This window comes from Klebsiella sp. 2019SCSN059, from assembly GCF_021739525.1.
In the GTDB taxonomy this organism is placed as follows: domain Bacteria; phylum Pseudomonadota; class Gammaproteobacteria; order Enterobacterales; family Enterobacteriaceae; genus Klebsiella; species Klebsiella quasipneumoniae.
Genome location: NZ_JAKKOM010000030.1, coordinates 51808 through 67773, shown reverse-complemented (window position 1 = coordinate 67773; position 15966 = coordinate 51808). Strand labels below are relative to the sequence as shown.

Annotated in this window: 18 protein-coding genes and 2 pseudogenes; 6 read left to right on the top strand and 14 right to left on the bottom strand. The window is 35.3% G+C overall.

From position 1 onward, the window contains the following. Positions 1-86: 86 nt before the first annotated feature. From L2I46_RS23330 to L2I46_RS23315, 4 genes and pseudogenes are all read right to left on the bottom strand, one after another. A pseudogene (locus tag L2I46_RS23330) lies at positions 87-572 on the bottom strand (type 4 pilus major pilin); the annotation flags it as partial. A 247-nt stretch (positions 573-819) separates the two neighbouring features. Next, entirely contained in the window at positions 820-1221 is a 402-nt protein-coding gene (locus L2I46_RS23325) for a type 4 pilus major pilin (RefSeq protein WP_077266675.1), read from the bottom strand. 529 nt (positions 1222-1750) lie between these two features. Continuing rightward, positions 1751-2074, bottom strand: a complete 324-nt coding sequence (locus L2I46_RS23320; protein WP_226322747.1) for a conjugal transfer protein TraD — start codon at positions 2072-2074, stop codon at positions 1751-1753. 153 nt (positions 2075-2227) lie between these two features. After that, positions 2228-2845 carry a serine protease gene (locus L2I46_RS23315; protein WP_226322748.1) on the bottom strand — a complete coding sequence of 206 codons (618 nt, stop codon included), beginning with the start codon at positions 2843-2845 and terminating at the stop codon, positions 2228-2230. Positions 2846-3156: 311 nt separating this feature from the next. Here L2I46_RS23315 and L2I46_RS23310 point away from each other — a divergent pair, with 311 nt between their 5' ends. Next, on the top strand, positions 3157-3546 hold the full coding sequence (locus L2I46_RS23310; RefSeq protein WP_226322749.1) for a hypothetical protein: 390 nt from the start codon (positions 3157-3159) through the stop codon (positions 3544-3546). Between the two features lie 296 nt (positions 3547-3842). On the opposite strand, the gene L2I46_RS23305 is transcribed toward L2I46_RS23310, so the two are convergent. From L2I46_RS23305 to L2I46_RS23295, 3 genes and pseudogenes are all read right to left on the bottom strand, one after another. Then, positions 3843-4127: a hypothetical protein gene (locus L2I46_RS23305; protein ID WP_226322750.1), complete on the bottom strand. Its 285-nt coding sequence runs from the start codon at positions 4125-4127 to the stop codon at positions 3843-3845. Positions 4128-4206: 79 nt separating this feature from the next. Further along, positions 4207-4736: pseudogene (locus L2I46_RS23300) on the bottom strand (hypothetical protein). 50 nt (positions 4737-4786) lie between these two features. Further along, the gene (locus L2I46_RS23295; protein ID WP_236948260.1) at positions 4787-5101 is read right to left on the bottom strand and encodes a hypothetical protein; all 315 of its coding nucleotides are present in this window, start codon (positions 5099-5101) and stop codon (positions 4787-4789) included. 1204 nt (positions 5102-6305) lie between these two features. Here L2I46_RS23295 and L2I46_RS29835 point away from each other — a divergent pair. Both L2I46_RS29835 and mobQ read left to right on the top strand, forming a co-directional pair. Continuing rightward, a complete protein-coding gene (locus L2I46_RS29835) occupies positions 6306-6428 on the top strand; it encodes a small membrane protein (protein ID WP_226322752.1) in 123 nt (40 codons plus the stop codon). Positions 6429-7213: 785 nt separating this feature from the next. Next, the gene (gene mobQ, locus L2I46_RS23290; protein WP_236948259.1) at positions 7214-8716 is read left to right on the top strand and encodes a MobQ family relaxase; all 1503 of its coding nucleotides are present in this window, start codon (positions 7214-7216) and stop codon (positions 8714-8716) included. 76 nt (positions 8717-8792) lie between these two features. Here the strand turns inward: mobQ and L2I46_RS23285 are convergent, their stop codons facing one another. The 7 genes from L2I46_RS23285 to L2I46_RS23255 form a co-directional block, all read right to left on the bottom strand. Beyond that, positions 8793-9893, bottom strand: a complete 1101-nt coding sequence (locus L2I46_RS23285) for a reverse transcriptase family protein (RefSeq protein ID WP_048291709.1) — start codon at positions 9891-9893, stop codon at positions 8793-8795. Then, a complete protein-coding gene (locus L2I46_RS23280; RefSeq protein ID WP_000884144.1) occupies positions 9886-10167 on the bottom strand; it encodes a helix-turn-helix domain-containing protein in 282 nt (93 codons plus the stop codon). The genes L2I46_RS23285 and L2I46_RS23280 overlap by 8 nt, the downstream gene beginning before the upstream one ends. Positions 10168-10257: 90 nt before the next feature. Continuing rightward, positions 10258-10473 (bottom strand): hypothetical protein, encoded by a 216-nt coding sequence (locus tag L2I46_RS23275; protein ID WP_032443428.1) that lies wholly within the window; start codon positions 10471-10473, stop codon positions 10258-10260. Positions 10474-10927: 454 nt separating this feature from the next. Next, positions 10928-11203 carry a membrane protein gene (locus L2I46_RS23270; protein ID WP_032443429.1) on the bottom strand — a complete coding sequence of 92 codons (276 nt, stop codon included), beginning with the start codon at positions 11201-11203 and terminating at the stop codon, positions 10928-10930. A gap of 10 nt (positions 11204-11213) precedes the next feature. Beyond that, complete coding sequence (locus L2I46_RS23265) at positions 11214-11765, bottom strand: hypothetical protein (RefSeq protein WP_001588079.1); 552 nt, start codon at positions 11763-11765, stop codon at positions 11214-11216. A gap of 14 nt (positions 11766-11779) precedes the next feature. Next, positions 11780-12346, bottom strand: a complete 567-nt coding sequence (locus L2I46_RS23260; protein WP_048291710.1) for a hypothetical protein — start codon at positions 12344-12346, stop codon at positions 11780-11782. A 505-nt stretch (positions 12347-12851) separates the two neighbouring features. Then, positions 12852-13130, bottom strand: coding sequence for a hypothetical protein (locus L2I46_RS23255; protein WP_226322754.1), 279 nt, complete (start codon positions 13128-13130; stop codon positions 12852-12854). 936 nt (positions 13131-14066) lie between these two features. Between L2I46_RS23255 and L2I46_RS23250 the strand changes: the two genes are divergently transcribed. The 3 genes from L2I46_RS23250 (at position 14067) to L2I46_RS23240 (ending at position 15904) form a co-directional block, all read left to right on the top strand. After that, on the top strand, positions 14067-14774 hold the full coding sequence (locus L2I46_RS23250) for a replication protein (protein WP_236948258.1): 708 nt from the start codon (positions 14067-14069) through the stop codon (positions 14772-14774). 87 nt (positions 14775-14861) lie between these two features. Continuing rightward, positions 14862-15341, top strand: coding sequence for a DUF4756 family protein (locus L2I46_RS23245; RefSeq protein ID WP_236948257.1), 480 nt, complete (start codon positions 14862-14864; stop codon positions 15339-15341). A 158-nt stretch (positions 15342-15499) separates the two neighbouring features. Next, positions 15500-15904 (top strand): H-NS family histone-like protein, encoded by a 405-nt coding sequence (locus tag L2I46_RS23240; protein ID WP_041035854.1) that lies wholly within the window; start codon positions 15500-15502, stop codon positions 15902-15904. The last annotated feature ends 62 nt before the right edge of the window (positions 15905-15966 follow it).

The window sequence follows — 15966 nt, the reverse complement described above, 5'->3', positions numbered from 1 at the left end:
GGAACGGTCTGCGTTGTCGGGAAGATGCGTGATCTGATCCTTCAACTCAGCAAAAGTTCGATTTATTCAACAAAGCCTACTTCACCTGCGGCTTTGACATTACCTGCAGTTCCTACACCTGCCGTATAGAAATTCCCTGCTGCTGCAGTGATAATCTTGGTACACTCTGCTGCTGGCACGTTTGAGTAGGTTATTGTAAATGAGGAACCATCCGCCCCTGACGGACCAGTTTTATCCGCAGCCAATGTAACATTTCCTTTGAAAGCATTGATGGGCTTAGCGGCTGAACCAGAACCACTTAACATATTATCCGGGAATATTTTCGCCTGAACAGCCACAGAGTTTGTTAATCCGGTAAAACTGGATGCTGATGTATAGAGCGCTTTAACACCAGCCTGTATCGTTGCTATGTTATTACTTTCAGCCTGTGCTCTCTGTGATGCCTGTACTTTAGGATATACTATAAAAGCCGCTACAACTAAGGCTGCGATAATACCCAATACAAGTAATAGCTCTAAAAGAGAGAAACCTTTTTTACTTTTTTTGTTTTTAATTAATACTGTTTTTTTCATTTCCTTTATATCTCCTTGGTTAACTGGAAAGATATAAAATAGATAACGGAAACACAAATATAAAACAATACCAAATAAAATCTTTATCGCAATTTAACCGATAAACGGGCGACCTTTAAAGAGCAAGAAATACAACTTGGTTATTCTGCCCACCACTCTGACAGGTGGATGCTGCGAGTGCTATATCTGTGCTATTTCCATTTTCTTTAACCAGTGCTCCACTGTTTTTATCATTATTTATACCTTTTTATTTTGAAACATAGATATTATAGAAAGAACTTTCAACAGCGGAGATTAGTCTAACACAAACACTTTCTGGTACATCTGAATAACTTATCGTAAACGATGAATCAGTACCTCCTGAAGGACTTACTTTATTTGAGTCAACAACAACATATCCTCCCCATGAAGATATTGCCCATGTGATTTTCTTTGAAAGCATGTCTTCCGGGAAAAATTGTGCAGGCATGGCAACTGCCGTGGTTGATAGCCCACTGTAATTAGGCTGTCCTGTGTATACGGTTTTTACCGAAGCATAAATTTGTCCAATATGCTTCGCTTCAATATCAACGTATCTTGCATCTCTGACTTTCGGGTATACAATAAAAGCTGAAACCACTGTGGCAGCAATAATACCAAGAACCAGCAATAACTATCACAGGGAAAAACCTTGCTTATTTTTGTCCATTTCTATCTCGCTCTTTATTAAATATAAATATCAATTAACAAATAAATAAAATAGCGCAAGATAAAATCGAGATATTACCATGAAAAGATAATTTAATTTTATTAGGGATTTAGATAATTTATGATTACTTGCAAAGAAAAAGGGCTGGAATAAACCCAACCCTTTAACTGGAAGAGAACTTCCTGACTTTATTAAAACCACTGCAGATTTACAAGATTGAATATGGAGTTATTCATCTGTAGTAGTATGTAAAAAAATACAATTAAAAAAAGTATTTGTCAAATATTTTTAAAGAAATATGCCATTAATTAAGAAAAATAAAAAACAACCGCCCTATAAGGGTTAAATAGGGCGGTATGTTGTCAGGACGTGAAAAAATGTATTATATGACATAAGGATTGAACATGTTAAGTTGCTAATTTAGCAATCAACATATAATGTTAATTAAAAGATTATTGTTTGCATGTCAAATTAATAGTTAAAAATTAATTTAAGTTTTTCTACCTTTCATGCTCGCCAGAAATAACAGTCCATTTTTTCTAAATCTTACTTTATCATCATGGTGTAGATGTGGGATCTCCAATAACATCCCTAAGACCAGTTCCTTATCAACTGTGAAAATGTCGCAGTCAAGAGCTTTGGCGACTTCTGCCCCAAGAATAATCTTTTGACGCGTTTCTATCTGTTTAGTTTCTTGTTTGGATTTATGTTGTAAACGATTTAAACGCATTTGAGCTGAAGCCAACTGCTGTTCTAATGTCTTTTTTATTCGTAGCTTTTTTCTGGTTTGTTCTTTATCTGAAATATCACTCATTTCCACCCCCCCTCATATTCCAATAGAAAATATATAAATAAATTTTATTTTACAGTCAATACCAATGAGTTAAAAAATTTTTATGCTTAAAAGTCATACTCCATAAATTTATTATCCAACTTATCCTTTCATATTGGGTAAAATCATGTTCTCTCATTGTGTTAGCTCATGATTTAACCAACTACTAAATCGTTCATATGGAACATAAAGAGATGTGTCTTTATATATTATCTTGTTATCCCTGTTTATTCTTCTTGCATAACCGTGAACAATACCTGCAAGAGTATTATCCTGCTTATTATAAACAGCTCCGCCTGACATACCTACCACAACTCCAGCAGAAGTTGCGTAAAGTGGGCATGCTGCTTTATTCCAAGTATTAATGGTGATCGTATCCGTCAAAACCTTACCATCTGATTCAACAGGCATAGCTGTAATAAAGCTATGACCATACATGGTAATATTTTCCCCTATGCCACTATTTCTAAATAATGGATAGCTTTTTTCGTTGTTCTTATGATATATCAAAGCAAGATCGCAGGATGGATGATATGCCTTAACTCTATACATCATAAATTTAGCGACATGTGCGGCGGTAAGGCTATAATCTGGAGTAATAGGAACACTACTCCCTGTCATGCCTAAACCTAAAACCGTCGGGATAGCAATAAAATTAAGATCTGTTCTTTTGATAGCTTCTTTACTGTATTCTGTATGCCCTACACACCCTGTCAAAAGCGATAAAATGATCGCCACAATTAAAATTTTCATATTATTATTCTCTTTTATTATTATAACAATCACAAAAAGCACGAATACAAAACATACGTTTTATAATAATGTTTTACGTATTATTAATTCGAAGCCCATAAACATGATAAAATCATTTTTGATTTTATCTTGATTGAGAATAAGATATATAATATAGAAAATAATAGTCAAATTTATTTAATTTAATCCAGAAATTCCCACTTTAAAGATCATAATAGAGATACAACAATATTCTAACTCCACGAACTTTACATTTACATAGAAATCAGATAAAATGATTATCAATATTTTACGTTAGAGTCAGAAGTATAATGATCAAAAAAGGTTATAAACTATCTCATGAGTTTCCAAATGAATCTTTTATTCAGGAACAGTTAGAAGAGTATTTCATACAATTAGGATATTCTGTTGTCCCAGAAAAACCGATTGATTTAAAATGTGTCCACAGAACAAATAATGAGACATGGATCATTGAAGTGAAAGGGAGAACAACACAAATTGGTCTCGATTTCAAGACATGCTTAGGACAGTTGTTAATGAGAATGGATAATCCCGAATACAAATATGCTATCGCAATGCCTGACATTATTGGCTATCATCAGCAAATTAATAAGGTACCTAAAACAGTCTTGAAACAACTGAACCTATACTGGTTTTTAATTTCCCAAGATGGAATGGTAACTTTAATATCGAACACTTAACTTTATTAAGAATAACACTCCCTCCTGTTTATATGTCTAATAGTAACACCAGTTTTGAAATGATCGGGATTCTTCGATGAAGCCCGGCATGAATGGCTCCTACGTTACGTGCCTTGCTCAGTTTGTAAAGACTTTTGTTAAATCTACTAAAAGTTGAACAATGCCTCCCGTCAAAAGCGATAAAGTTATCGCTTTAATTATAATTTTCATATTATTATTCTCTTTTATCTTTATTAAGAGTAAGATATATAATGTAAAAAATAACAGTCAAATTTATTTAATTTAAACCTGAAATTTCAACTATTATAGTACTCTTCATAAGACGCATAGCCTGCAAAATGCCAGTCCTCTACATATCCAAACCATTTATTCTTTATATATATACAGTACTCTCCAGTGACAGAGTTCCAATTAATGAAAATGTCAGAATATTTAATTTCTGGATTTTTCAAAACAATGAGATTAGCAACAAACTTAAACTCTGTTTTTGACAAATCAACATCTTTTTGCCACCAGATCCAACCTATATCCATTTCCAATAATTTGTCAACATTTTTTAATCCAGCTCTGTTGATTTTCATATTTATATAATCCGATTAATAGTAGTTTTGTCAAAAAAATAAAATCACAAAAGAAGGAAACTTCACCGTTTGGGGAAACTTACTTACGGATATCGTTGTTCTTTGTATATGATGGGAACTTATTTTTAACTCATAAAAACAGTCAACTACATTTTGATGTTCAATTGAAAAGTGGTCAATGCTTCTTTGTAAAAAATCATTAGCAACATCAACGACTATATCACTCCCTTTACTATGATTATAGACAGTGAACACATCGGCAATCCAATGATAGCAACAAAGAGTTAATAACATACAATAGTCTTGATACTCTTTAATCCCTGACATGAACGTATAATCATTATAATCTACCTGCCTTGTTCTTTTATAAATTCGTTTAAGAGTTGGTTTCATGATGATTAAGTTATTTTTAACCATGTCATAATGAATATCATCTGACACATAACCATTCTCCAGAAAAAAATGATTACTATGGACATAAAGGGAATAACCTAGTGATACAACAGAAACCCCATGCTTCTTACATAAAGACTCTGAGAAAACCGGATGCCTTTCTATATGATTTATAAACTCACTTTCCTTCATATTTTTTGTTTTCAACTTTCCCATGTATTACCTCTTATAAAAAATAATAATATCATCATTAATGAATGGACGCTTTAACGACGAAATGACACTGGTTTTTTCCATTCAAACTCTGCTTCAAACCTTTCTTTATTTCTTTCATTTTTAATCTGCTCAGCCTTACGTTGAGAACGTATTTGCTCTCTTGCTACACATAATACTTTCCTTCGCTCCTCTGCTGTTAATTTTTTCCCTTTAACTCTAGCCGCTGCATGAAGAGCGTCATCAAGAAATCGCTTTTCCGTTAATGACACTCTCTGCAATCTTCCACCACTATGTTGCTTTTCATTTTTTAATTTTTTTGAAGTGTTATCAGTTACATTTTCAGCCGCTTGTATTTTATTAATCACTATATTCTCCTTGTTTTCCTAATTTACTAATTAATACAACTAAAACAAAAGAAACTCAAATTAATCTATGTAATTTATTTATCTTATAGTTCTAATTATTTTTCGTTAGTGCCTTTATAAAATGGCACCTTACTTATTTATTCTCTGGAATTTAACTTTTTTATTTTATTTAAAAAATTTCGTACTAGTAGTACTTTAATTGAATTAATTTAGGATCTGGGGTTTTAGATAGCGACTTTCAGTCGTAGTAGTTTTCCGAAGGAAAACTTGGTTTTTCTAGAGATTCGCCTCTCCTAATCCGCATATAAAAAACAAAAATCAAAACATAACAGTATTAAAACTGATTGTTGAAACTGGTTTAAATTTTTTATAATACGTAATAGGAAAAGGCGCTTCTCATGCTATGGCTTAGAGCTACAATACGTTTCCATATTGCGACACCCTTCTGCACTCCCATAGACAACATCATAACTTTAAAAACATTTCTCGTTTTACTAAAGAAATTAGACTGCTGTTTCTAAAAGCCTTTGATGTGCGCTTCAAGTTGATGTTACGCAGACTCCCCGCTTTGGCATCGACAATAACCTTGAGAATGAATCAAACACTGTCGCTCCTACCTTCTCAGACCCGTACAATCAGGTTTAATGTTATTGCTTTCGAGAACTATAAATGTTTTTGGAAATGGTATTTGACAGGCTTGTAAAAAGTGGAAATTTAGATTTGACAAATATAAGTTAATTAGATAATACTTTATTTATATTTGTAATCATGTTCCTGTTTAACTGATTACAAGGCTTCAAAAGTCGGCAAAACTTTTTTAGTCCTTAAAAAGTCAACTTTGATAAGTTGGCTTTTTTTGTATCTTCATTTTATTTACAACACCGGATTTAGATTGTCAAATTAAAATGCTAAGCCGAAGCCTCGCTTTTTAGCAATATAATTGCTATACATTTTAAGCAGTAAAAAATAGGTACACTTCTATAAAAAAGCCTTTCGAACGTTCAATGAATGAATCATGATAGTCTGCGCCTATCAAAGGAAAATAATCATACGTTTTAAACTATTTTTAGTTTTTTGATTATCATGCCATCATTAGGAATAATCTGATCCATCACTTGGGTCAATATTTATAAATATAAATTTATTCTTTTGCCATTAATTCCAAAATAATTAACATTTCACTACACACATTATAGAGATCCGAATGAATAATTTTTTCTTGCTAGCCATAGCATCCGTACTTTTAATTATCTCTGTCGTATCATTTTTGTCCTATATTAGAGATAGAAGAAAGCAAAAATTTTCATTTAAAAACAGAAGGCGATGAATACTTGTTATTGCAGTGTTTTTTTCTTCAATAATTTACTATATGGATAAAATATCATTTTATCCATATTAACATGTAAACACCTTACCACTAAAATCGCAGTGCTACGTGATTGCCAAAACAATCACATTTCTGGAAAAGGGCCTCGCACGATTATTTTTAGATTGTTCAAAAAAATGGTTTTACACAAAAATGCAACACTCCCTGCAAGTATTTACATAACACATACGTGTGCAAACACTAACATTAAGCGTCTAATACTCATCGCGTTACTTATTTTTTCTTATTCATGATTTTAAATTTACTTATCGATTTTTGACAATAACTTCACACCTTAACCTGTTCTACATTCTATTTTATAAAATTTATTTTTCCCGCCTACGGCGGGATGAGGAAACACTCTTTTTGCCCTTACGGGCGCTATCTAAAATACAAAATATTAATATTTGTGTAATACCTCAGCCGTTCATCTGATTCTTACCCTGTTAATTTCACAGATCTTAAAACTAGCGTTATTATTTAACTATAGAAAAACTTTAAACATTGTCGTTATTTTTAGCTCCTTTAGGAGATAAAAAAATAAAGCAATGCCCACCTATACACTGCTACGCAGTGTGTGGGGTCTACCGACGGTTGCCTGCCGCAGGCTAACACCGTTTCCTTCGGAAACAAGGTCAACGTCAACACCAGAGTTTTTCTTGCGAAAAACTAAAACCAGCATAGTCGCATTGGAGAGTTATATTTTGGTTTGTTATTTAAAATTATATTGAGGTTCTTTTTATTGTATGGCTATTTTTCATCTTGATTTTAAAATTGTGAAACGTTCCGAAGGCAGGTCTTCCGTTGCGAAGGCTGCCTATCATGCTCGTACACGTATAACAGATGAAAGAACAGGTGATACGTATGATTATAGCCGCCGTACCGATTTATATGGGCATTTCATATTAGCTCCAGTTAATGCACCGGAACATATCATAAAAGACTCTACAGCATTGTGGAATGAAGTTGAACGGGTCGAGCGTCAGCAAAATGGTCAAACAGCTCGTTATTTCGATGTTGCTATTCCCACCGAGTTAAACAATGACGACAAGAAAAAACTTGTCCTTGAGTATTGTCAGAAAAATTTCGTTGATAAAGGCATGATTGCCGATATCGCTTTTCATGATCTTGATAGCGATAACCCACACGCTCACGTTATGTTGACATTAAAAACCATAGGCCCTGAAGGTTTTGGTAAAAAAGAAAGAAGCTGGAATGACAGAAAAATGTCTGTCCTTTGGCGTGAATCATGGGCATCTATGGCTAACAGCTACCTTGCTGCTGCTGGTTCGTCAGAACGTATTGATCATCGTTCCCTTCAGGCCCAGCATGAAGAGGCATTAGAAAAAGCGGCGGCTGCTCTGGATAATGAAGAAAAAGCACTATGGCTTGCTAAAGCCGCAGAAACAAACCGCCCTGCAATGAAACGTATCCACAGTGCCAAATGGCGTAGTAAGGCTGCTCAGGAGCAAAGGGCCGCAGAACAGGATGTTCGTGATGCAGCGAAGCAGGAAGCGGGTGAAGTCTATAAGACATTCAGTGAACTTGATCTTGAAATCGTCGTTGATGTCAGAAGCTTCACCGTGGCTGCTCTTGCTGAACCAGAACAAATCGTATTACCTGAAACACACTCCGGCTCTTCTACTGATGAGAATCAAAGACCTGTATTGGTAGCACCAGCCCCTCATACTCGTATGCGTGGCGTTAAATCTTACCGTGATAAAACAAAAGTCAGTAAGGTCGCTGCAGGTAAGAAACCATCAGTCAGTATTTCTGATTCTGGAACAAATACTATCCTGAAACCATCCTCCTCTCAAAACCCAAACAGGGCATCCAGAAGCGCCCCTGAACGTGTTAAGAGGACACAAGCTATTCCACGTCAGGATAATATTTTTAAACGCTTCACAACTCTTGTCATCGATTTCTTCAAGGAGAAGTTTGTATGGGCTAAAGCAAAAAAAGTTAAAAATGATATTATCAATGAGGAACATGATAAACATATTGCTGAAAACTATGTATTTGATGAAGTGTTAGGTCATTATGTTTCTCGTACTGAATATGAGAAAAGAGCCAAGTTTAACCAAGATGACTATAAACCAACACCGGATGAGATCAACCGTTTCCCAAGTCGTCAGAATAGCGAGCACAACAATACCAATAAGGACATGGGTCTCAATCCGTCGATACATGAAAACAAAAAAAACAATTCACCACAACTGAGACCATCCAGTTATCGTGTTAATAAATAATTTTATTACCCATTAATCGTAATCCGTAATAAATCGATGACAATCTAGTATGATTTACCCGTAACTTCTCAATCAGTTAGTTATTAATTTTACATTTACAGGTTTTATATTCAACATCCAAAATGGCAGAAACACTTTTAGATGTATACCCTAATGGTTTTAACTTTGAATATAACGATCTTAATTTCCTGATATCTTTAACCTTTCTCATTTTCCTGATTGATTTTATTGCCTCCTTTTTATCAACACCAGCTACTAACTGATTAGCTTGTTTTATATACTCTGCATGATTCTTATCACCTTGTTGCTTTAATGTATTTATTAATCCTCTAATTTTAAAATACAACGTAAGGACATCCATAACACTTTCTTTTTCAATCACTTTTTTCTTCAAATTAAAAAGACACATCCTAATATTATCTTTTCTTTTTTGTGTTGGTCTAAGCTCTTTGATTACTTTTACACCATGTACAATTTTAGACTGACCATTCCTCAAAACCCTTGATTTCTTCCTATTTAATCTAACCCCACTTTTGAGCGCCATTGACAATATCATTAATTTTATTTTTGAAATATCTTCATTATTAACTTCAGATTCGAAACTAATAGTTATGTCATCGACATATCTCGTGTAAATTCCACCTAATTTTCTAACTTCCTCACTGAGGAGAGCCTCTTCTTCTAAAAATATTAAGTTGGCAATGTCAGTACTTAACTTAGTCCCTTGAACAAGTGAGCCTTCAAGTGTTGACAGATTCGCTATTAATAACGAAACTTCAGGAGAGAAGTTCATGTAATATTGAAAAGCTTTAGCTATCAGATCTTTTTTTATAGAAGGAAAGAAATCCTTCATATCTTCTTGAATGATAATTGACTTATTAAGATGGGATTTACAATCATCAATATAGCTGACTCCTTTCCTACCTCCAGTAATATACTCTGGGAGTGATATCTTAGAAAAAATACGTTGTTTAATAAGATCATGTATCTTTAATAATTCACCAACCACTTTATACGTCGTTCTTTTTTTTCCTTTTCTTATTACCGGCACCGTTTTGAAATAATTTTTTTTGTTTTTTAAAAGATAAGTGAGCCTCTCTTCATTTGTTTCCAGCATTTTGAATAGAGACTCTAAATTAGCAAGTGGTTTATTTGAATAATTCCAATTTTTATGCATTAACTAATGTATCCATTATAGTTTTTTTGAGCATATTATTGATGTCAGAAAACTCATCATTTGTCTCTTCACTTTCAGAAAGAAGGATTATTATATTTAGAGGAATATGTAGCGCTAATGATATTCTTTCTAACGCTGTAATAGTAGGATCTCTTTGATTGTTCTCTATACGAGATAGATAAGATTTCGTTAAATCCGTTCTATCTGATAGTTCTTGTAAGGTGAGCTTACGTGCTTCACGGCATAGTTTAATGGTTGAACCAATATCTAACATAGTGCACCTCAGATAATGGGATTGACATGGCTGGCTGCTCGTTCAAAAAATGAAGATGGATACATAACAAATCCCCTTAGTAGGTAGATATCAATGAAAATCAGAATCACCGCTCAGAAGTTTAATTAAAGCAAAGATCTTAGCGATATAAGAAAGATAATCTAAGGCTGTGTGACCTCTAGAATTCTCCTCGATTCTCTTTTCAAGGGTCAGAATCGCATCATCCAGTTTTTTCAAAGAGCTATTGTCTACAGTGTGTTTGCTCTTTTCACGCACTTGGCGCAAAGTGTCTAAAACATCTTTCATAAAAACCTCTCATTTTAACAACACGATGCAACTTGCATCCCCGCCAAAATGTCCTGTGGATCGTGTTGCACACCGTAGACAAAGCCAGCCAACACCCATCCAACACAACTGATTGGATACCCCGCCATTTCAGCATTAAACAATGCCGTATCGTAGATAGACGATTGCAATATACATTTCGCATTAAGTTACGATCACAATGAAGAGGGACATGGGCCACGTCTCGTATTGGAGAAATGGTTGACTGGAAGTTTCACTCAGTCCTTTACCGATCCTAGAGGTTTTTAAAGAGCAAAGACAAACGAGTTCGTTCGTCCATGATTTGATAATAGATAGTTGTTGCCTGACAGGCAACATGTTTTATATGTTTTTTTGGAATATAAAATACTTTGTTATGCAAAAAAACCACACCTAGATCCACAGATATGGTTTCTTTGCATTTACGGTAAGGGTTTTACATCTTTCGCCTAAACACAACATTATCAGAGAAAATTGCCTTACCTGCGACAAACCCAACAGCTGCAATTATCGGTAGGCTGATAGTAGCCCCTGCCATGCCTGTAGACATACCAATCAGTACAGACAAGCCGAAGGACAATAAGATAGCAATAGCAGCATACCAGCCGGGGAAGGTTCCATACAGAACCGTCGCCATGCAGCCAGTACAAACATGCACACCGCGCTGGCTCTCTTTCAGGCAAAACGGACACTGGATTGTATTGTTTTCCATGTTAGACCCCTTAGAGCGCTTTCCAGCCATTGCTTGTTTTAACAAGATTAATTGTGCCATCTTCAGGTTCATTCATACCCTTGATGTTTGCGAATGCTTTTTTATCCACCCATGAAGGAACATCCGCCAACTTCCATGTATAACTAACATGAACAACCTGCTGATTACCGTTGCCCGGCTCAGTCCATTCCTTCACTTCATCAACTTCACGATGACCAATACACGCACCTTCTGCCCGGTTCCAAAACTCAACATTTTGCCCTTTGTCTGTTACTTCCAGAACATCGACACTGCTAAAGCCATTTGCCTGTTGTGAAACAGTGAGCAACCCTTGTTCAGCAAGTCCTTTAAGGATTTCATCACTAACATTGTATCCTGCAGAACGGTAGCCATGATTAACCTTTATAGGAAAACCTTTATTGAATGCAAAGTCATTGTTCTGCAGTGAGTAGCACAGCTTTGATTGTGAAATTTTCGCGTTGATCGCTTTCTCAAAATCGCCTTTTTCACCGCAGCCTGATAGCAACACAGCAAGGCCAGCAATGGCTAAAAATTGACGCATGGTTCTCATCCCTTTTAATGATTGATAGTGCCGTTTCTCAGAACAACCAGACGAACTGGCATATCGGCATTGTTTACTGTGGCAAATCCACGGACTTCGAAATTGTTTACCGTTCCGGTGACGCTGACTTTCTGGCCTTTCTTATAGGTAAGAACTGCATCATCAATACCAGAGTAGTAATCCAGCCAAACCATACCGCCGCAGTAGCTTGTATCGGCAGTTTTAAAGAGCAGGTAATAGTGGGGGGCTGATTTGGGCATACCCGTCATCATATCGCTTGCACTTCTGCCCTTCGTAACTTCCAGAACTGTGGCATTGCTGATAGAGATCCTTTTGCCTGTCCATTTCTTTTCTGCTGCCATTGCGTTTTCTTCATAGTCTTTGCAGACAGCACCCAGACCTGATACTGGTGATGCTGGACCAAGATTTTGAGTGGCGGTACTTCCATTCAGCGCTTTACCTACTGAAGACAAAGAAGAGCTGATTGCCCCATTGACTTTACTCACGCCATCATTGAGCTGTTGGCATCCTGTTAGTGCGGCAGCAGACAGTACCAGTAGCATCACTATCCGTAATTTCATATCTATCCCCAATGTGTGGAAACTTTATGTCAAAGACAGCCCTACCCATAGGTTGGTCTCTCTGGGCTGTAAAAAAGCATTAATCAATTGATAGGATTCAATTTATTTTTCTGTTCGTCATATCGTTTGTATCGATCGAATTCAAATCATTTAATAGATTAAAACTATCATATATCTATAATCGATCGATATAAACAATTAAAACACCGATCAATTGACGCTAATTTGATAGTTAAAATCTATCAAATACAGTTTATTGATCTTTTATATCGATCAAAAAGAGGTGTTATGTGCACGAAGAGCCATGTCAGTAGCTGTTTGCACATGGATGGAGATAGAAAGGTATAGGTCGGAACAGATAATACCCTGTCGACCATTACGCAGACAGGGATTGTTAGATCTCAGGTAACGTAGCTATCTTCCGATATGGTGTTGCAAAAACCTGTATGCAACGCATGTTTTAATATGCTGTTTCATATGGAATGGTTGCTACCATTCAGATTTTTCAATCATCTTCCAAAGCACTCACACCGCTTGTCGGGAAATTGGTTTTCATATTATTCGATATCATCGGAACTAAGGACTCTATTGTTTCTTCACTAATTTGGCTCAGTTCAGAAATCAATCTTCTGTATGTGTTAATCATTCGTTCCTGATCACACTCATGTGCTGATTCTGATAAGAAGAAATAGTCATAATCTTTGACATGGATATTATCACCATTTTGCAAAGTGAGTTTTATTACTTGTTCATTCTCTTCAACATCTTTAACAATACAAATCATAAATGGTATTTTTTTTATTTGTATGAAAAAACGTAATAATCTTAATGTTGTTCATTCTTTATTTTCATTCTTTTTTATTATTTAATACCATATCGAATCGGTAAAAATCAAATTTAACTCATTTAATAAACGTTTTACCTGTTTTTTCTTATTCTTTTGAAAAGATATTTATCTTATGAGCTAACGCTCATGTGCTGACGCACGGCTACGCCCTAACTCTGTAAAATATATTTAACGATTTAACAATGGTCCTTGCTATGTTTTAGGGTAAAGCCAAAAGGATCAACATCTATTCTTTTATTCATGATTAAATATTTTCGATCCTATATTTCATAACAGTATTAGCACTAAAAAATATAGTATTTGCTCTTAAACGCATAGGAAAACTATATTCATAGAAGCAGCACTTAGTGATTGCTCAAGACAATCACACTGCTGAAACAGGGTTCATCCCTGTTAATGATGGTTTTATCCATAAAGAATTGCGGCGTAGCCGCTAAAACGTAGAGGAAAAACAATTGTATATTTACTAAAAAATCAGCAGCGCTTCGTGATTGTATAAAACAATCACTTGCTGTCCATAACATCAAGTAAAAACAAAGTAGAAAAATAGACGGTGCCATTTAACCGGCACACTCCCCGTTAAGGTTATTAAACATATTATAGTATTAAGGAGGTGTAACCTATTATATTTAAAAGAGATTTCACGGAAAAAGTTTCCTGTACGGAAATTTAAGTTTCTTCTGTGGAAACCGAAGTTTCCTGTACGGAAACCAAAATTTCTTCTGTGGAAACTTTTTTATAGTTAAAACACCCGGAAAGAAGTGAACACTATTTCGCAAAAGTGTATTATTTTTCCTTTTTTCACATTTATTTTTGACAAAAGTATATCCTGCATTATATAGAATAAACATAATAACAATAAAAGGATAACCGATGAGCATTGATTACAATACAATAATGACCTCCAGCAGTGAAGAGGTGGAAGAGTATATAAGCAGAAATCATTTCACGGACAAACAAAAACTGGAGATTTACAGTTTTTATAACAGAAACAGAAAAGATAAAATAACCGTAAATGTAAGAAAAGAGCGAAGTTCCGATATTCGACCGGGAATAGCCTATGTTCATGCTTTTCTTGATAATCTGGAAAAGCTCGGAAAAAATATGTCTGGTGCAGAATACACAATAATGATCCGCTTATGTAAACTCATGCAGCATGGAAACCTCATTGCTAGTATATCTCAGTCGGCACTCGCAGAAGAGCTTAATATGAGCAAATCTAACGTGTGTAAATGCTGGAATAAGCTAATAAATAAAGGCATTCTGGTCAAAGAAGGGAAGCATACCATGATAAACGCAAATCTCTTTCTGAAAGGCCAGTACAGAACATTAAATGCCACAAGGAAAGAATATGTTAAGAAGTCGCTGAGAACGACCAGTGAAGGCATAGAAGACGTATTCGTCACCGTTTATAAAGATACGGTACTTACAAATAACGTAGAGAAAACAATCGATAAAGAAGATGATAAACCTTTACTTTCTACTCCCGACGAAGATATTGACTGGGACTCTGTTTCAGAAGACAGCATATTTGATGATTATTCTCAAGAAGATGAGTTTGATGAAGAAGAAAACATATAAAACTTTTGCCTATATATTAGGTCATTTGACACTTACACCATATCTCGTAATATAAATATATACATTATTTTATTAACGAGGTTTTATATGAGAAAAGTAAAAACAGACAACAGTGATTTAATCCAATATTTAGATACAGTAAAAGAACTAAAAAATCATATTCCGATAGAGGAATACCGAAATGAATATCGTAAACTATGCTCTGATAATATTCCGTGGATTAAGATTAAAAAATTTAAGTCTGCCCATGCCGAACTTCGCAGACTGGATAAAAAGAGAGAATCTCTTATTGAATTGTTTATTGATGACCTTAACCCGATAAGCAGTTCAACAGCACGAACAGCAGCAAAATCATCAGGTAATTTTGATGTACTGCATGAGAGAATGCTTTATTCCAAAACACTTTCAGAAAAAAGTGATGAAGAAATTGTTGCCTTGGTCGTAAAACAGCGTACAGAAGCCGCTCTGGAGTTTCAGCGTTCTATTGAACAGAGCCTTGAGCAACTCTCCCGCATTTCGTCAGAGTTCAAACCATCAAGTCAGATACGCAGGAAAATGCCTCTGTAAAACTTATCCTGTGCTATTCAGTGTAAAATGGAATTTATTAGATTGATTAACCGATAGTATTTACTATATTATTTATCGGTTAGTATATTTTTGGCTGTTCAATCGCATCCTATACATTAACTGTATAAATCCCCATTTTAAACACAGGAAGGCATCGTATGAGTGAAACTCTCAAGGCACTGAATAATATCCGTACACTGCGCGCACAGGCTCGTGAAACAGATCTGGCAACTCTGGAAGAGATGCTGGAAAAACTCTCTGTTATCGTTGATGAGCGCCGTGAGGAAGAACAGGCAATACTCAAGGAACAAGAACAACGTCAGGCTAAGCTTGAAGCCTTCCGCCAGAAACTGTTAGAAGATGGTATCGATCCTGCTGAACTACTTTTAGTGGTTGGTTCAACTAAGCCTAAAACCAAATCGACACGAACTCCACGCCCTGCCAAATACAAATATACAGATGATAATGGCAATGAGCAGACTTGGACTGGTCAGGGCCGTACTCCTAAAGCAATTGCTACTGCTATTGAAGCAGGTAAAACATTGGAAGACTTCGCAATCTGATCATTCTAAGGCCGTCAATATATTTTGACGGTTTTAAAAATCAGGCTATATGTAATACTGGA